The organism is Streptomyces flavovariabilis, assembly GCF_000725785.1.
In the GTDB taxonomy this organism is placed as follows: Bacteria; Actinomycetota; Actinomycetes; order Streptomycetales; family Streptomycetaceae; genus Streptomyces; species Streptomyces hawaiiensis.
The window spans coordinates 121,872-138,731 of sequence record NZ_JNXD01000021.1 but is presented as its reverse complement, the minus strand read 5'-3'; the positions used below and the strand labels follow the sequence as shown (position 1 = coordinate 138,731).

The window sequence follows — 16,860 nt, the reverse complement described above, 5'->3', positions numbered from 1 at the left end:
CGCGTGATCATCGACTTCGTCATGAACCACACCAGCGACCAGCACCCGTGGTTCCAGGAGTCGCGCAAGGACCCCGACGGGCCCTACGGCGACTACTACATGTGGGCCGACGACGACAAGCGGTACCCGGACGCGCGGATCATCTTCGTCGACACGGAGACCTCGAACTGGACCTTCGACCCGGTGCGGGGCCAGTACTTCTTCCACCGCTTCTTCTCGCACCAGCCGGACCTCAACTACGAGAACCCACGCGTCCAGGAGGAGATCCTGGCCGCGCTGAAGTTCTGGCTGGACCTGGGCATCGACGGATTCCGGCTGGACGCGGTGCCCTACCTCTACGCGGCCGAGGACACCAACTGCGGAGGCCAACCAGTGGCCCGAGGACGTCGTCGACTACTTCGGCGACTACCCCAGCGGCGGCGACGAGTGCCACATGGCCTTCCACTTCCCGGTCATGCCGCGCATCTTCATGGCCGTACGCCGCGAGTCCCGCTACCCGGTCTCCGAAATCCTGGCCAAGACCCCGGCCATCCCCTCGGGCTGCCAGTGGGGCATGTTCCTGCGCAACCACGAGACGAGCTGACGCTCGAGATGGTCACCGACGAAGAGCGCGACTACATGTGGGCCGAGTACGCCAAGGACCCCCGCATGCGCGCCAACATCGGCATCCGCAGGCGCCTGGCCCCGCTGCTGGACAACGACCGGCACACCATCGAGCTGTTCACCGCGCTGCTGCTCGCCCTCCCCGGCTCCCCGATCCTGTACTACGGCGACGAGATCGGCATGGGCGACAACATCTGGCTCGGCGACCGCGACGCCGTCCGGACACCCATGCAGTGGACGCCCGACCGCAACGCCGGCTTCTCCACCTGCGACCCGGGCCGCCTCTACCTCCCGGCGATCATGGACCCGGTCTACGGCCACCAGGTGACCAACGTCGAGGCGTCGATGTCGTCGCCGTCGTCGCTGCTGCACTGGACCCGCCGCATGATCGAGATCCGCAAGCAGAACCCGGCCTTCGGGCTCGGCTCCTACACCGAACTGCCCTCTTCCAACCCCGCGGTACTGGCCTTCCTGCGGGAGTACGAGGACGACCTGGTGCTGTGCGTCAACAACTTCGCGCGGTTCGCGCAGCCCACCGAGCTCGACCTGCGCGAGTTCGCCGGGCGGCATCCGGTGGAGCTGTTCGGCGGGGTCCGCTTTCCCGCCATCGGTGAACTGCCCTATCTGCTGACCCTCGGGGGCCACGGCTTCTACTGGTTCCGGCTCACTCGAGTCGCATCCCGCATCGGCCGGCGACTGTGAGCCTGCGCCGACGAAAGGAGGCGTGACCATGCCGAAGACCGCATCCCTGCGCCCGGACCTCCCGCGCCTGGCCGAGCCCATGGAGTCGCTCGGCGGGCTGCTGCGCGACTGGCTGCCCCGGCAGCGCTGGTTCGCGGGCAAGGACCGGCCCGTCACGGAGCTCGGCCTGCTGTCGATGACCGAGCTCTTCCCGGGCTGTCTGCATCTGCTGGTCCACGCCGGTCACGCCGGCCACACGGGCGTGCCCTCGCCCGGCGGGGCTCCCCCGGCCGGCGACTGCTACCAGCTGCTGCTCGGCGTACGGGAGCAGCCCTCGCCACGTCTCGGGCGGGCACTCATCGGGCGGGTGCAGGACGGGCCGCTGGCCGGACTGACGGTCTACGACGCGCTGCACGACCCCCGTTCGGCCCAGCTCCTGCTGGACCGGCTGCGGCAGCCGGGCACCGCGGGCCCCCTGCGCTTCGACTGCGACCCGGACCAGCAGGTGCCCGCCGGACTGGTGCCGCGGCTGCTGGACGCCGAGCAGTCCAACTCCTCGCTGGTGTACGGCGACGAGTACATCCTGAAGGTCTTCCGGCGCATCCAGCCGGGCGTCAACCCGGACCTGGAGGTGCCGGGCGCGCTGGCCCGTCAGGGCTGTCACCGGGTGCCCGCGCCCGTGGCCTGGTTCCAGACGAGGCACCCGTTCACGGCGACCCTCGGTGTGCTCCAGCCGTATCTGAGGGACGCCTCGGATGGCTGGACGCTGGGGTTGCACGCGCTGGCCGCCGGGGACGACTTCACCGTCCAGGCCCGGGCGCTGGGCGCCGCCACCGCGGAGGTGCACCTCGCGCTGGCGTCGGCGTTCCCCGTCGGCGGGCCCGGGGAGAACGGGCAGACGGCGGCCGCGATGACCGAGCGGCTGGACGCCGCCGCGCACTGCGTGCCCGCGCTGCAGCCGTTCGTGCCGGGCCTGCGCACCGCGTTCGCCGCCCTCACCGGCTGCGACCCGGGACCGCCCGCGCAGCGCATCCACGGCGACCTGCACCTGGGGCAGGTGCTGCGGGCCGGGCGCGAGTGGTTCGTCATCGACTTCGAGGGCGAGCCGTCCCGGCCGCTCTCCGAACGGCGCAGCGCCCACTCCCCCGTGCGGGACATCGCCGGGATGCTGCGTTCCTTCGACTACGCCGCCCGGCAGCGCCGCCCCTGGCGCCCGGAGTGGGCCCGCCGCTGTCGCGAGGCCTACTGCGCGGGCTACGCCGCCCGTGCCGGCTGGGACCCACGCAAGAAACACGGACTGCTCCGCGCCTATGAGACGGACCGGGCCGTGTACGAGGTGCTGTACGAGGCACGGCACCGCCCCGACTGGCTGCCTGTACCGATGGCGGCGATCGAGCGCCTCGCTGTGAGAGGAGACTGAGCCGTGGCCCTGCGAGACACCTCAATCCCGGAGCCGTCAGGCCCGGTCCCGAGCACGACCGCGCCCGCCCTGAGTCCCGAGGACCGCGGGCGCCTGCTGGCGGGCGCGCACCACGATCCGCACGCGTTGCTGGGCGCCCACCCGGTGCCCGGCGGGGTCGTGTTCCGGGCGTTGCGCCCCTTCGCCCGTGCGGTGAGCGTGGTGATCGGTGGCAAGCGCACAGCCCTCGTCTCGGAGGGCGACGGCCTCTTCTCGGGCGTGCTGCCGCTGGCCGCGGTCCCCGAGTACACCCTGCATATCTCGTACGAGGAGGGTGAGCAGGAGACGCCCGACCCGTACCGCTTCCTGCCGGCGCTCGGCGAGCTCGACCTGCACCTGATCCGCGAGGGGCGGCACGAGCAGCTGTGGCAGGCGCTCGGCGCGCAGCCCATGACGCACGAGGGCGTGTCCGGCACCCGGTTCACCGTCTGGGCGCCGAACGCGCAGGGCGTGCGGGTGGCCACGGACTTCACCCACTGGGACGGGACGCAGTTCCCGATGCGCTCGCTCGGCGCGTCCGGCGTGTGGGAGCTGTTCCTGCCGGGCGTCGGCGAGGGCACCGCGTACAAGTTCGAGATCCACTCCCGGTACGGCCACCGCTTCCTCAAGGCCGACCCGATGGCCCGCCGCTGCGAGGAACCGCCCCACACGGCGTCGATCGTGACGGCCTCGCACTACGAGTGGGGCGACACCGACTGGATGGCGCACCGCGCCGACACGCCCGTGCACGAGGCGCCGCTTTCGGTGTACGAGGTGCACCTGGCGTCCTGGCGCCCGGGGCTGACCTACCGGCAGCTCGCCGAGGAGCTCCCGAAGTACGTCAAGGACCTGGGCTTCACCCACGTCGAGCTGATGCCGGTCGCCGAGCACCCCTTCCACGGGTCCTGGGGCTACCAGGTCACGGGGTTCTACGCGCCGACATCCCGGCTCGGCACCCCGGACGACTTCCGGTTCTTCGTCGACGCCTGCCACCGGGCCGGCATCGGCGTGATCATGGACTGGGTGCCGGCGCACTTCCCGAAGGACGACTGGGCCCTGGCCCGCTTCGACGGGGAGCCGCTCTACGAGCCCGGGGACGACCGGCGCGCGGAGCACCCGGACTGGGGCACGTACGAGTTCGACTTCGGCCGTACCGAGGTGCGCAACTTCCTGGTCGCGAACGCCGTGTACTGGTGCGAGGAGTTCCACATCGACGGGCTGCGCGTGGACGCGGTCGCCTCGATGCTCTACCTCGACTACTCGCGCGAGGACGGCCAGTGGGAGCCCAACGCCTACGGCGGCCGGGAGGACCTGGCGGCCATGGGCTTCCTGCAGGAGATGAACGCGACCGTGTACCGGCGGGCTCCGGGCGTGGTCACCATCGCGGAGGAGTCCACCGCCTGGGGCGGGGTGACCCGGCCCACCGACACCGGCGGGCTCGGTTTCGGGCTGAAGTGGAACATGGGCTGGATGCACGATTCGCTGGAGTACATCGCGCACGAGCCGGTGCACCGCAAGTACCACCACCACGAGATGACGTTCTCGATGGTGTACGCCTACAGCGAGAACTACGTCCTGCCGATCTCCCACGACGAGGTCGTGCACGGCAAGCAGGCGCTGGTGTCGAAGGCGCCCGGCGACTGGTGGCAGCGGCGCGCCACCCACCGGGCCTACCTCGGCTTCATGTGGGGCCACCCCGGCAAGCAGCTGCTGTTCATGGGGCAGGAGTTCGCGCAGGGAGCGGAGTGGTCGGTGGAGCACGGGCCGGAGTGGTGGCTGCTCGACGACGGCTACCACTCGGCGGGCGACCACCGGGGCGTACGTGACCTGGTCCGCGACCTGAACACCGCGTATCGGGCGACTCCGGCGCTGTGGCAGTGCGACACCCGCCCGGAGGGCTTCCGGTGGGTGGCGGTGGACTCGGCCGACGACAACGTCTTCGCGTTCCTGCGGTACGACGCCGAGGGCGGTCCGCTGCTGGCGGTGTCGAACTTCTCCCCCGTCGTCCGCCAGGACTACGACCTGTGGGTGCCGGGTGACGTGGTCGCCTGGGAGGAACGCCTCAACACCGACGACACGCGCTACGGCGGCAGCGGCGTCACCAACCCGGATCCGGTCAAACCGGAGGACGGCCGTGTCCGGATCACGCTGCCTCCGCTCGCGACGGTGTGGCTGACCCCGTTCGCTGTGTGAACTCCTGCCGCCCCACCAGGTGTCCCTCCCTCTGTGAGGGGCACTGGGGGTCGTACCACCGGGCACCCGGTGGTACGACGCGGCAGGGGCACAGGAAGGGCGGGCATCAGGTGCGCACCGTGGGAGTGGAGGAGGAACTTCTCCTGGTCGATCCGGAGACGGGGGAACCGCGAGCGCTGGCCGCGGCGGTGCTCGCCCGGGCGGAGAAGGACGACGCGGATCAGGACGTGTTCGAGAAGGAACTCCACGAGCAGATGCTGGAGTTCGCCACGCATCCGCAGTCGTCCATGGAGAGCCTGCGCGCGGAGATCGTCCGCTGCCGCAAGGAGGCCGCCCGGCACGCGGGGGAGATCGGCTGCACCGTGGCGGCGCTCGCCACCTCGCCGCTGCCGGTCAGCCCCGCCGTCGGCGTCAACCGGCGCTACCAGTGGATGGCGGACCAGTACGGCATCGCCACCCGGGAGCAGCTCGTCATGGGCTGCCATGTGCACGTGTCGGTCGAGTCCGACGAGGAGGGCGTCGCGGTCGTCGACCGGCTGCGGCCATGGCTGCCGGTGCTGCGGGCGCTCAGCGCGAACTCGCCGTTCTGGCAGGGCAAGGACACGGCGTACAGCAGCTACCGCAGCAGGGTGTGGCTGCGCTGGCCGTCGGCCGGTCCGACGGAGATCTTCGGCTCGCCAGAGCGGTACCACCGTCTGATCGCGGACATGGTCGCCACCGGAGCCCTCCTCGACGAGGGGATGATCTACTTCGACGCGCGGCTGTCCCCGCGGTACCCCACGGTGGAGCTGCGTGTCTCGGACGTCTGTCTGCACTCCGGCACGGCCGTACTGATCGCCACGCTCGTCCGCGGGCTGGTCGAGACCGCCGCGCGCGAGTGGCGGGCCGGCGATGAGCCGCTCGGCCACAGTGTGAGCCTGCTGCGGCTGGCCGACTGGCAGGCCGCCCGGTCCGGACTCACGGGCGAGCTGCTGCACCCGGCGACCATGCGGCGCATGCCCGCCGAGGCCGTCGTCCGTGCCCTGCTGGACCATGTCGCCGAGGCCCTCGCCGGTACGGGCGACCTGGAGCGGGCGGAGGCCGCCTGTGACGAGCTGCTGCGGGAGGGCAACGGGGCACAGGTGCAGCGCGCGCTGATGGAGCGCACGGGGAGTCTGCGGGACGTCGTCACCGAGTGCGTCCGCCACACGCAGTCGTGAGGCGTCCCGGAAGTCACGGGTAGGGGGTCAGAGGATCAGGACGAGGGCGTAGGCCAGGAAGAACGCCGCGATCAGCACCGCGACGACGATGATCACGGTCAGCGGGGCCTTGGCCCAGCCCTTGGTCGGGTTGTGCGTCTCGCGGGGCAGCGTTTCCGGCATGCTGCTCTCCGCGGGCGGGGTCTCGCCCGGCGGCACTCCGCCGCCGGGCTCCAGACCGGTGCTGCGTTCGGGTTCGGGATCGGGGCTGATGTGAGTCATGCCGTCCGGGTCCCCCGATCACGCCGAGATCATCAGCGGGTCCACTTCCGTATTTTCCGACCCCGAAGGGTCTCGACTCGACTACATTCGAGCACCGCCGATGACGGTACCCGTCGGCAATGTCACACCCCGTACACGTCAGGAGCAGTGCATGCGCGACCTCGCCCTCGCTCCCCCGGCCGTGGCGTCTCTGACCGGCGGGCTCGCCGACAGTGTCTTCGAGACGGCGGACCGCGAACCGACCCGGCCGATGCTCGCCCGCCGGGCCGACCCCGCCTCCACGACCTGGGAGGAGGTGACGGCGATCGAGCTGCGCGACCAGGTGGTGGACGTGGCCAAGGGACTGATCGCCTCCGGGATCGCGCCGGGCCACCGCGTGGCGATCATGGCGCGCACCCGGTTCGAGTGGACGGTCCTGTGCTACGCGATGTGGGCCGTGGGCGCCGAGGTCGTCCCGGTCTACCCGACGTCCTCGCGCGACCAGGTGGAGTGGATCCTGCGGGACGCCGGCTGTGTGGCCGTGGTCGTCGAGGACGAACAGGGCGTCATGACCGTCGGTTCGGTGTGCGCGTCGCTGCCGCTGCTGCGCCACGTCTGGCAGCTGGACGCGGGCGCCCTGGCGGAGCTGACGGTGCGCGGCGAGTTCATCCCGATCGCCACGGTCGATTCGATGCGCCGCATCGTGCTGCCGGACTCCACGGCCGTCATCGCCTACACCTCCGGCACCTCCGGCCATGCCATGGGCTGTGCGCTCAGCCACCGCAACCTCGCCGGCCCTTGCGACACGCTGCTGGCGGGCTGGGGGCACACGGCCGCGCCGCGCGGAGAGCAGGGCTCCGTGCTCGCGTTCCTGCCCTTCTCCCATGTGTACGGGCTGATGATCCAGGGGCTGTGCCTGCGCGGCGGGCTGCTGATGGGACACCAGGCCGATCTGAGCGGGGAGGCGCTGTCGTCGGCGCTGCGCTCGTTCCGGCCCACGTACCTCTACGCGGTTCCGTCGGTCCTCGAGAAGATCTACAAGAACTTCCTGCGCACGGCTCAGCAGCAAGGCCACGGCGGACTCTTCGAGCGGGCCGCCGAGACCGCCCGGGACTTCGCCGCGGCCCTGGAGCGCCAGCGGCTGGGCCGCGGTCGCGGGCCCGGCTTCGACCTGCGGCTCCAGCACGCGCTGTACGAGCGCACGGTGTACCGCAGGCTGCGGGCGGCGCTCGGCGGGCGGGTGCAGCGGGCGACGTCCGGCGGCTCCCCGCTCAGCCGTGATCTGTCCCTGTTCTACGAGGGCATCGGCATCTACGTGCACGACGGGTACGGCCTGACGGAGACCGCCGGCGGGGTGACGATGCAGCCGCTCGGCCGGGAGAAGTCCGGGACGGTCGGGCAGGCGCTGCCGGGCATGGAGATCCGGGTGGCCGGGGACGGGGAGATCCTGGTGCGGGGCCCGTCGGTGTTCCAGGGATACGTGGGTGACCCGGCCGCCACCCGGGCCGCGCTGCGCGGCGGCTGGCTTGCCACCGGGGACCTCGGGCGGCTTGACTCGGAGGGCTACCTGACGATCACCGGCCGCAAGAAGGACATCATCATCACCAGCAGTGGCAAGAGTGTCGCCCCGCTGGCCCTGGAGCAGCGGCTGCGGATGCACCCGCTCATCCATCAGGCGGTGGTCGTGGGGGACAACCGGCCCTGTGTCGGCGCCCTGATCACGCTGGATCCGGAGTTCCTGGCGCACTGGCGGGCCGGGCTGGCACTGCAGGGCGAGATGCGGGAGGCGCGGGAGGAGAACGCGCTGCGGGAGGAGGTCGCGCGGGCGGTGGCCGCGGCCAACAGCGCCGTGTCGCCGTCGGAGTCGATCCGGGTGTTCCGGGTTTTGCCGGGGGCGTTCGACGTGACCAACGGGTTGCTGACGCCGTCGATGAAGCTGCGCCGGGACGAGATCGTGCGGCACTACGCGTCGGAGATCGACGCGATGTACCGGTCACGCAGACGTCCTGGCAGACCGAGCACCCCGGACGAACCGCCGAACTGGGACGAGTCGGACAACGTGTTCCGTTGAGCGTGCGGCCGGACGCGTAGGCCTCGCCCCCTCGGGAACACGCAACAGTGGCGACGCAAGAGAAAGGACGACAGCCCTGACGACAGCCCTTGCTGACGCCCGGGCCGGAAAGGCGATATGTCAACCGAGCCGCGTGGGGACGACGCCCTGACCTCCGAGGAGATCCCGAGCCGCACGAACAGCTTCGTGGGCGAGCCGCATGACGTGACCGGTGCGCGGCTGGCCGCGGAGGAGTTCTTGCGTGCTCTGGCACGCTCCTCTCCGCCCTCTGCCCCCGAGTACTGGGACGACATCCTGCTGGTGGTGACGGAGCTGGCCGCCAACGCGGTCCAGTACGCCCCTGGTCCGTTCGCGCTGCGCATGCGCCGGACGTTCGACGGGGTGCATGTGGTTCTGCACGACACCAGCACCACGGAGCCCGCCCCTCGCCCCTTCGATCCGCGCAGCGGCGGCGGGGGCATCGGCTGGCATCTGATCCACACGCTGTGCGACCAGGTCAGCGTGGTGGCCGACGCGCGGGGCAAGGACGTGCACGTGTTCATGCCCTGGTGAGCCGGGAGCGTCACGGGCGCGACGCGCCCGTGACCGGCTCAGACCGAGGCCGCCTCCCGCGGTGGCAACCGGTCGTAGTACTCACCCACGGACCGCAGGTACTCCCGGTCCCTGGTCTCGCTGTCGGTCTGGAAGCGAGGTGCCGCCTTGGCGTCTCCCCTGCTGCAGGCCAGTGTGACCTTCCTCCCCTGTATGTCGATGCCGGTGATGACTCCCGCCGGTACCAGGACGCTGCGGCCGAACACCCAGACGCCGGTGTCGACGACCAGGTGCCGCATGTCGTGCGGAGCGGCCTCCCGGTCCACGTGCCCGATCGTGCCGTCGGTCGCGGCGACGGCGAAGCCGGTCAGGTCCTGCCCCTCGGTGTGACCGCTGTCCGGCGTGTACGACCAGATTCTGTCGATGGCCACGCTGCTCCATCCTCCCTGGCGATGTGCGGATCGCAGTTCCTCCGGCGAGCGCCTCGCGCCCGCCCTGTCCCACAGCAGCAATTACCCTCCTGTCGCAAGCGCATTCGGCGCACACACCTGCTGGTGCACGCGACTTCCGGCGGCCACTCCCGGCAATGTTCGGATCGGGGGGCATGACGGTCCCTTTCCGGGGTAATCGCGGGGCGCGGTGGAACCGAAGCCCGTCAGTGAAGGGAGGCGCATGAGAAACGGCATCCGAGTCCGGAGAACGACCGGGATCCCCTCGCACCGCGGTCATCCCCAGAGGTGACCAGCCCAGGCCGTAGCACTTGTTGGAGGTATCCGTGCCCCTCGCCCAGAACCCGCTGTCCGTGGAAGTCGAACTGCCCCGGGAGGACGTGGCCCTGATCACGGTCGACGGCTACCTGGACGTCGACACCGCGACCGAGTTCCAGGCCCATCTGGCCAACCAACTCCACCACGGCCGACGGCACTTCCTGCTCGACCTCTCGTCCGTGCCCTTCATGGACTCGTCCGGGATGAACATCATCCTGCGGGTGTACCAGGAGACCCGTAAGACCGAGGGCAGCGTGCACGTCATCAGCCCGACGCCGGCCGTGCGGCGCATCCTCGATCTGACGGGCGTCAGCATCACGGTGCCGATATCGGAGAGTGTCGACGAGGCCCTGACCCGCGTCGACGAAGGGCCGGGCCAGCCCCAGGAGCCGGGGGAGCCGAGCGTCTGACGGTACGGGTGTCCCCTCGGGCACGGCGCCGGCGAAGACCGGTGGCCCGGTGCCCTCGCTCCGCCCTGCCCGAACGACGGCTCACCACCGCGCGCACGCCGATGACGGCGGCCCCAACCGCCGTTCCCCTGAACCGGATCGCTTGCACCGGAGCAGGTGTCGTACGAGGTCGGCGCATGGTTAGAGTTGTCGCCCGGCAAGTGTCACATCGCCGTTCTCGTTGCCAGAAGCGGGCTCGGCCGACGCAACGCGGATGAGGAGATAACCAGGTGCCGGAGCACGAAGCGGACGGACAGCTCGCCACACCCACCCACGAGGTCAGGGACTTCCTGCACCGCCGGCGTGAGCAGATCGCCCAGCGGTGGGCGGACGAGCCCTTGTTCCGCACCGTGTTCACCGTCTCGCGCGACGAGGCGGTGGAGGCGGGCAAGGTCGTCGTGGACGCACTGGCCCAGGTGGCCGACTCGGAGCAGGTGGAGGACCCGGACGCCGCGGGATTCAGCGGGGTGCGCGAGCAGCTGGCCCGGATGGGCGTGGCCCGCTCCCGTGCCGGGCTGTCCAACACCCAGGTCTCCAGCGAGCTGGCCGCCCTGCGGCCGCCCGTGGAGAACCTGCTGGCCGCCGATCTGGAGGAGGCGCCCCCCGAGCACTTGCGCGCCTGTTCGACCGCGCTGACAGTGCTCATGGGCACCCTGCGGCTGGTGGCCATGCAGACGGCACTGAGCGAGTGGCAGGCGCTCAGCGACCGGCAGCGGCTGCAGCTGATGGAGGTGGCCACGCCCGTCATCCGGCTGTGGGACGGCGTCGTGGCCGTGCCGCTCATCGGGACGCTCGACAGTGCCCGCAGCCAGATCGTGATGGAGACGCTGCTGAACGCCGTCGTCGAGCAGCACGCGCGGTTCGCGATCCTCGACATCACCGGGGTGCCGACGGTCGACTCGCTGGTGGCGCAGCACCTGATGAAGACGGTCGCCGCGGCGCGCCTCATGGGCGCCCAGTGCATCGTCTCGGGCATCCGCCCCGCCATCGCGCAGACCATCGTGCATCTCGGGCTGGACCTGGACGTGATCACGCGTGCGAGCCTCGCCGACGCGCTGGGATACGCGCTGCACCAGCTCGGCGCGGACATCGTGAATCCGGGTGCGGGTCAGCGGTGAACGACGCCTACCCCCGTCCCGTGACCGGCCACGTGCCGGTCCTCCGGCTCGGCGACGTCCTGCTCGTCACGCTCCAGGGGGACCTGTACGACAGCACGGCGCAGCAGCTCCAGCAGGACCTCGCCGAGACCATCTCCCGTACCGGGGTGCGCGGGGTCCTCATCGACATCTCCGGTGTGGAGATCGTGGACTCCTTCCTCGGCCGGGTGCTGGCCGAGATCGCCGCGCAGGCCAAACTGCTGGCCGCGCGCACCGTGGTGGCCGGTATGCGCCCGGCGGTCGCCATCACCCTGGTCGAACTGGGTCTGACGCTGCCGGGTCTGAGCACCGCGCTCAGTACCGAGGCGGGCATGGAGCTCCTCGCGCAGCAGGCCCCGGTGACCCGTCCCGGCAGCCCGCGTCAGGAGAGTCCGTGATGCACACCGCCGCGGGCGTGGAGGCCTGCCTGCCCATCCGGTCGGACATGGACCTGGTGTGGGTGCGTCAGCACGTACGGCAGGCCGCTGCCCGGCTCGGCTTCGGTCTGGTGGACCAGACCAAGCTCATCACCGCTGCCAGCGAGCTGGCCCGCAACACCCTGGTGCACGGCGGTGGCGGACAGATGGAGGTGACGCAGGTCGGCAGCGCGGGTGCGCAGGGGCTGCGGCTGGCCTTCACCGACGAGGGGCCGGGCATCACCGACCTGGACCGGGCACTGAGCGACGGCTACACCTCCGGCGGCGGGCTGGGGATGGGGCTGAGCGGCGCGCGGCGTCTGGTGCACGACTTCGACGTCGACACCACGCCGGGCTCGGGCACCACGGTGCGGGTGACCTGCTGGGTGGGCCGGCCGCCGCGCCCGCGCGAGGAGGTCTGATGCCGCGCGTGTGGGACGTGCCGGTGCTCGACCCGACCCGGGTGCGCGATGCGCGGGTCGCGGCGGAGGGCGCCGCCGCGCTGGCCGGGCTGGACGAGCGGCGTACCGCGGCCGCCGCGCTGGTCGCGACCGAACTCGCCACGAATCTGCTGAAGCATGCCGAGGGTGGTCAGGTGCTCATCGAGGTCGTCGCCCCGCCCGCGCCGCGTGGTGAGCAGTCGAGGGTGGTGCAGATAGCCGCGATCGACCACGGCCCGGGCATTGCCGATGTGCACGCGGCCGTGCGCGACGGCTTCTCCACGACCCGCTCGCTCGGTGCGGGCCTGGGCACGTGTCTGCGGCTCGCCGACGACTTCGGTCTGCACACGACGCCCGGCCGCGGCACGGTCGCGGTGGCCCGCGTCGGCACGACGCCCCGGGGCGACGGCGCGCCCGCCGGCCCCCGGGTGCGGGTGTGGGCCGACGGGATGTCGGGAAGCTGGGACCACGTACCCGGGCCGGGCGGTCCTGCCGGGGCCGGGCACGACGGCTCGGGCAGCGGGCAGTGGCCGGGCGGTGCGCCGCCTTTCGGAGCCGTTCCGTGCGGCGGGCCGACGAGGCACACGAGGCCGGCCGGCCGGGCCGGCGACGTCGGCGTGGCGTCCGGCGGTGTCCCCGCGGGCAGCGCCGTGCCGTCCGCGGCCGGCGCGCGCCTCGCCCCGGCGCCGGTCCTGCCGGGCATCGGCACAGCCGAGCCCGGCCCGCTGACCGACACGTCACAGGACCGCTCCCTGCCGCTCACCACCGTGCGCGCGGGCGGCGTCAACATCCCCTACGGCGGTGCCGAGTACTCGGGGGACGCCTGGGCCTGGGTCCGTTCCGGGAGCCTGGTGACGCTGATGCTGGCCGACGGCCTGGGGCACGGACCGGAAGCAGCCCGGGCGTCCTCCACCGCCGTGACGACGATGCACCGCTGGGCCGGCCTCTCCCCCGCCGAGTCGCTGGGGCGGCTGCACGACGCGCTGAAGGGCACGCGGGGCGCGGCCGTCTCCCTGGCCCAGCTCGACCTGGCGGCCGGGCGGCTGCGGTTCGCCGGCATCGGCAACGTGGGAGCGCGGCTGCACACCGGCGGCACCTGGCGCGCCCTGCTGTCGCGGCCCGGCATCGTCGGGGTCCACCGGCCCGCCACCTTTCGCGAGGTGGAGGCCGACTGGACGGAGGACGCGCTGCTGATCCTGCACACCGACGGCCTGCCCAGCCGCTGGACACCGCCGTCCGGCCCCGGTCAGCCCTTGGCCGACCCGGCCGTGACGGCCGCCGTGACGATACGTGACGCCAGCAGTCCCGCCCGGCCGGTGCGGGACGACACCGCCGTGGCCGTACTGACCTCGACCCCGCCGGAACGCCCATGATGCGCACTTGGCAGATCACCACCGTCACCGACGCCGCCCGCGCCCGTATCGCGCTCGCGCGCCTGGCCGCCGCGTACGGTGTGCCCACCGTCGAACGAACCCGGCTGGCCGCCACCCTCAGCGCCCACCTGCGGCAGTGCCTCACCAAGGGCGGCACCTGGCGGCTCACCATGGACCTGGCGGGCTCTCCCGCCGAGGAGGGGCTGCTGCACGTCGTGGTGACCCCGTCGCCGGAGGCGTGCGCGGCCGGAGAGCCGCCGTGGGAGGTCACGGTCCCCTGCCCCGAGACGGCCGAGGCCGCCGCGGACGGCGCCGCCGCCGACGACGCCGCCGCCCTGTCGGAGGCGCTGCTCGGCGCCGACGAGGACACGGCCGTGGTGCTGGACAAGCTCACCGCGCAGGAGGATCTGGTCGCCTTCCACCGCGAGGAGCTGCACCAGACCAACCAGGGCGTCCTGGCGCTGCACGCCGAGCTGGACGCGGCCGGGCGGGCCCAGCGCGAGGCCTTCGCCGCCGAACGCAGCGCCCGCAACGAGGCGGAGAGCGCCCGGCGCAGGCTGACGTTCCTCGCGGACGCGAGTGCCGTGCTGACGGCGTCGCTGAACCACGAGGAGATCGTGCGCCGGCTGCCGGACCTGCTGGTGCCGGAGTACGCGAGCAGCGTGGACGTCTGGCTGTTCGACCACGAGGAGGACAAGCACCGGTCGGCGCCGCATCCGGCCGCCGCGGTGGTCGCGGCCCGTACCGGGCGGCCCCAGTACGCCGCCGACCATCCCGGCAAGCTGCCCGGCGTCGAGGACCAGCCGCCGTCGGCGCTGGATCCCGGGCGGCCGCTGCTGTGTGTGCCGCTGCCGACGCGGCGGGCACCGCTGGGGGTCCTGACACTGTCGCCGCCCGGTGCCCGCTGGGATCCGGACGACGCGGTCATGCTGATCGAGCTCACCCGGCGGGCCAGCATCGCGATCGACAACGCCCGGCGCTTCGAGCACAACCGCGACATCGCCGAGACGCTGCAGCGCGCCCTGCTGACGGATCTTCCGGCCACGCCGGGCCTCAGCCTGGCCGCGCGGTATCTTCCGGCCACGCACGGGCTGAACATCGGCGGTGACTGGTACGACGCGTTCCCCCAGCGGGACGGCGGTCTCATCACCGTCATCGGCGATGTGACCGGGCACGGTCTGCACGCGGCGGTCATGATGAGCCAGTTGCGCACCGCGCTGCGGGCGTACGCCGTGGACGGCGACAGCCCGGGCCGGCTGCTGACCCGGCTGCACCGGTTCCTGCACCATCTCCAGCCGGACCTGTACGCCACCGCCGTCATCGCCCGGTTCCACCCGGACGAGTCCACGCTGACCTGGGCCGCCGCGGGGCATCCGCCGCCGGTGCTGCGCCTGCCCGACGGCACCGTGCGCACCCTCGACGCCAAGCCCGGCGCGATGCTCGGTATCCCGCTCACCCAGGAGATCGCCGACCATACGGAGCAGCTGGAACCCGGCTCCACGCTCGCCCTGTACACGGACGGGCTGGTGGAGCGGCGGGCGCAGGGCATAGACCCGGGCATCGAGCGGCTGGCCGCGGCACTCGGCGGGTTCCGGTCCGCGGAGCTGGACGCGGACCTGGAGGGCTCGGCGGACGGGCTCCTGCATCCGCTGCTGAGCGATTCCGAGCGGGACGACGACGTGTGTCTGTTGCTGTGTCATTTCCAAGGCCGCGCCGGATCCTGACGGCGGGTCCGCCCGGCCGGGTGTGCACGCGTTCTTCACTCCAGCCTGGTGCTTTTCGGCCAAGGTGCGGGCATGGTGGTGATCGACGCGTTCGTCTGCCTGCCGCGTCCGACTGGCGCGCCGGCCGGACACACGGTGGGATCGAAAGGGTGCGAACCAGCGATCCAGGGGCAGTCGGAAGGCGTTCGAGGCAGACCGCCTGGAGCCGCAGAAAGGGATGAACACCGTGACACGACCCAGGATCCTGGTGGTTGGCGCAGGCTTCGCCGGCGTGGAGTGCGTCCGCCGTCTTGAACGCAAACTCTCCCCGGACGAGGCCGACGTCACGCTGGTGACGCCGTTCGCCTACCAGCTTTACCTGCCGCTGCTCCCCCAGGTCGCCTCCGGCGTGCTGACGCCGCAGTCGATCGCCGTCTCCCTGCGCCGCAGCAAGAAGTACCGCACGCGGATCATCCCGGGCGGCGCCATCGGCGTGGACCTGAAGTCCAAGGTGTGCGTGATCCGCACCATCACCGACGAGATCGTCAACGAGCCGTACGACTACATCGTGCTGGCGCCCGGCAGCATCACCCGGACCTTCGACATCCCGGGGCTGACGGACCACGCGTTCGGGATGAAGACGCTCGCCGAGGCGGCGTACATCCGTGACCACGTCATCTCGCAGCTGGACCTGGCCGACGCGAGCCAGGACCCGGTGGAGCGGGCTTCGCGGCTGCAGTTCGTGGTGGTCGGTGGCGGTTACGCGGGCACCGAGACCGCGGCGTGCCTGCAGCGCCTGACGCACGCGGCGGTCAAGCGCTACCCGCGGCTGGACCCGGGTCTGATCAAGTGGCATCTGATCGACATCGCGCCGAAGCTGATGCCGGAGCTGGGCGACAAGCTCGGCAGCAGCGCGCGGGACATCCTGCGCCGCCGGGGCATCGAGATCTCACTGGGCACCTCCATCGCCAAGGCGGGCCCGGAGGAGGTCACCTTCACCGACGGCCGGGTGGTCCCGACCCGTACGCTCATCTGGACCGCGGGGGTCGTCGCCAGCCCGCTCATCGCCACGCTCGGCGCGGAGACGGTCAAGGGGCGGCTCGCGGTCGCCCCCGAGATGAACCTGCCGGGCGACGACGGGGTTTTCGCGCTCGGCGACTCGGCCGCCGTGCCCGACCTGGCCAAGGGGGACGGGGCCATGTGCCCGCCCACCGCTCAGCACGCCCTGCGGCAGGGCAAGCACGTCGCCGACAACGTCATCGCGTCGCTGCGGGGTCAGGTGATGAAGCCGTACGTCCACAAGGACCTCGGGCTCGTCGTCGACCTCGGCGGCACCGACGCGGTCTCCAAGCCGCTGGGCATCGAGCTGCGCGGGCTGCCCGCCCAGGCCGTGGCCCGCGGCTACCACTGGTCGGCGCTGCGCACCAACGTGGCCAAGACGCGGGTGATGACGAACTGGCTGCTCAACGCGGTGGCCGGTGACGACTTCGTCCGGACCGGGTTCCAGGCCCGCAAGGCCGCGCGGCTGAAGGACTTCGAGTACACCGACGCCTATCTGACGCCGGAGCAGGTGCGGGCGCAGGTCGAGGGGGCCGGCCGGCCGGAGTAGGACGGGCCGGA

14 protein-coding genes and 1 pseudogene are annotated in these 16,860 nt (G+C 71.8%); 13 read left to right on the top strand and 2 right to left on the bottom strand.

Annotated elements, in window-relative coordinates:
* From IO24_RS41115 to IO24_RS0131475, 4 genes and pseudogenes are all read left to right on the top strand, one after another.
* Positions 1-1,305: pseudogene (locus tag IO24_RS41115) on the top strand (alpha-amylase family glycosyl hydrolase); the annotation flags it as partial.
* A gap of 28 nt (positions 1,306-1,333) precedes the next feature.
* A complete protein-coding gene (locus IO24_RS0131485) occupies positions 1,334-2,704 on the top strand; it encodes a maltokinase N-terminal cap-like domain-containing protein (protein ID WP_031141585.1) in 1,371 nt (456 codons plus the stop codon).
* Between the two features lie 3 nt (positions 2,705-2,707).
* Complete coding sequence (gene glgB / locus IO24_RS0131480; RefSeq protein WP_031141583.1) at positions 2,708-4,915, top strand: 1,4-alpha-glucan branching enzyme; 2,208 nt, start codon at positions 2,708-2,710, stop codon at positions 4,913-4,915.
* Between the two features lie 110 nt (positions 4,916-5,025).
* Positions 5,026-6,114 carry a glutamate--cysteine ligase 2 gene (locus IO24_RS0131475; RefSeq protein ID WP_031141581.1) on the top strand — a complete coding sequence of 363 codons (1,089 nt, stop codon included), beginning with the start codon at positions 5,026-5,028 and terminating at the stop codon, positions 6,112-6,114.
* Between the two features lie 27 nt (positions 6,115-6,141).
* Here the strand turns inward: IO24_RS0131475 and IO24_RS0131470 are convergent, their stop codons facing one another.
* On the bottom strand, positions 6,142-6,375 hold the full coding sequence (locus tag IO24_RS0131470; RefSeq protein ID WP_031141579.1) for a DUF6480 family protein: 234 nt from the start codon (positions 6,373-6,375) through the stop codon (positions 6,142-6,144).
* A 151-nt stretch (positions 6,376-6,526) separates the two neighbouring features.
* Between IO24_RS0131470 and IO24_RS0131465 the strand changes: the two genes are divergently transcribed.
* Both IO24_RS0131465 and IO24_RS0131460 read left to right on the top strand, forming a co-directional pair.
* On the top strand, positions 6,527-8,425 hold the full coding sequence (locus tag IO24_RS0131465; protein ID WP_031141577.1) for an AMP-dependent synthetase/ligase: 1,899 nt from the start codon (positions 6,527-6,529) through the stop codon (positions 8,423-8,425).
* Between the two features lie 117 nt (positions 8,426-8,542).
* On the top strand, positions 8,543-8,977 hold the full coding sequence (locus IO24_RS0131460; RefSeq protein ID WP_031141575.1) for an ATP-binding protein: 435 nt from the start codon (positions 8,543-8,545) through the stop codon (positions 8,975-8,977).
* Positions 8,978-9,015: 38 nt separating this feature from the next.
* On the opposite strand, the gene IO24_RS0131455 is transcribed toward IO24_RS0131460, so the two are convergent.
* Positions 9,016-9,387: a hypothetical protein gene (locus tag IO24_RS0131455; protein ID WP_031141573.1), complete on the bottom strand. Its 372-nt coding sequence runs from the start codon at positions 9,385-9,387 to the stop codon at positions 9,016-9,018.
* Positions 9,388-9,731: 344 nt separating this feature from the next.
* Between IO24_RS0131455 and IO24_RS0131450 the strand changes: the two genes are divergently transcribed.
* The 7 genes from IO24_RS0131450 (at position 9,732) to IO24_RS0131420 (ending at position 16,849) form a co-directional block, all read left to right on the top strand.
* Positions 9,732-10,133, top strand: coding sequence for an STAS domain-containing protein (locus IO24_RS0131450; protein ID WP_031141571.1), 402 nt, complete (start codon positions 9,732-9,734; stop codon positions 10,131-10,133).
* 269 nt (positions 10,134-10,402) lie between these two features.
* On the top strand, positions 10,403-11,290 hold the full coding sequence (locus tag IO24_RS0131445; RefSeq protein WP_031141568.1) for an STAS domain-containing protein: 888 nt from the start codon (positions 10,403-10,405) through the stop codon (positions 11,288-11,290).
* Positions 11,287-11,706 carry an STAS domain-containing protein gene (locus IO24_RS0131440; RefSeq protein WP_031141566.1) on the top strand — a complete coding sequence of 140 codons (420 nt, stop codon included), beginning with the start codon at positions 11,287-11,289 and terminating at the stop codon, positions 11,704-11,706. Before IO24_RS0131445 ends, IO24_RS0131440 begins: the two co-directional genes overlap by 4 nt.
* The gene (locus IO24_RS0131435) at positions 11,706-12,146 is read left to right on the top strand and encodes an anti-sigma regulatory factor (protein ID WP_031141565.1); all 441 of its coding nucleotides are present in this window, start codon (positions 11,706-11,708) and stop codon (positions 12,144-12,146) included. The genes IO24_RS0131440 and IO24_RS0131435 overlap by 1 nt, the downstream gene beginning before the upstream one ends.
* The gene (locus IO24_RS43565; protein ID WP_037668866.1) at positions 12,146-13,537 is read left to right on the top strand and encodes an ATP-binding SpoIIE family protein phosphatase; all 1,392 of its coding nucleotides are present in this window, start codon (positions 12,146-12,148) and stop codon (positions 13,535-13,537) included. Before IO24_RS0131435 ends, IO24_RS43565 begins: the two co-directional genes overlap by 1 nt.
* The gene (locus IO24_RS0131425; RefSeq protein ID WP_031141561.1) at positions 13,534-15,261 is read left to right on the top strand and encodes a PP2C family protein-serine/threonine phosphatase; all 1,728 of its coding nucleotides are present in this window, start codon (positions 13,534-13,536) and stop codon (positions 15,259-15,261) included. Before IO24_RS43565 ends, IO24_RS0131425 begins: the two co-directional genes overlap by 4 nt.
* A 217-nt stretch (positions 15,262-15,478) precedes the next feature.
* Entirely contained in the window at positions 15,479-16,849 is a 1,371-nt protein-coding gene (locus IO24_RS0131420; RefSeq protein ID WP_031141559.1) for an NAD(P)/FAD-dependent oxidoreductase, read from the top strand.
* The last annotated feature ends 11 nt before the right edge of the window (positions 16,850-16,860 follow it).

Excerpts from the sequence above, each read along its gene's own strand:
- IO24_RS0131465 (WP_031141577.1), top strand. The coding sequence starts at position 6,527 with ATGCGCGACCTCGCCCTCGCTCCCCCGGCCGTGGCGTCTCTGACCGGC.
- IO24_RS43565 (WP_037668866.1), top strand. The coding sequence starts at position 12,146 with ATGCCGCGCGTGTGGGACGTGCCGGTGCTCGACCCGACCCGGGTGCGC.
- IO24_RS0131470 (WP_031141579.1), bottom strand. The coding sequence starts at position 6,375 with ATGACTCACATCAGCCCCGATCCCGAACCCGAACGCAGCACCGGTCTG.
- IO24_RS0131460 (WP_031141575.1), top strand. The coding sequence starts at position 8,543 with ATGTCAACCGAGCCGCGTGGGGACGACGCCCTGACCTCCGAGGAGATC.
- IO24_RS0131420 (WP_031141559.1), top strand. The coding sequence starts at position 15,479 with ATGAACACCGTGACACGACCCAGGATCCTGGTGGTTGGCGCAGGCTTC.
- IO24_RS0131435 (WP_031141565.1), top strand. The coding sequence starts at position 11,706 with ATGCACACCGCCGCGGGCGTGGAGGCCTGCCTGCCCATCCGGTCGGAC.
- IO24_RS0131425 (WP_031141561.1), top strand. The coding sequence starts at position 13,534 with ATGATGCGCACTTGGCAGATCACCACCGTCACCGACGCCGCCCGCGCC.
- IO24_RS0131485 (WP_031141585.1), top strand. The coding sequence starts at position 1,334 with ATGCCGAAGACCGCATCCCTGCGCCCGGACCTCCCGCGCCTGGCCGAG.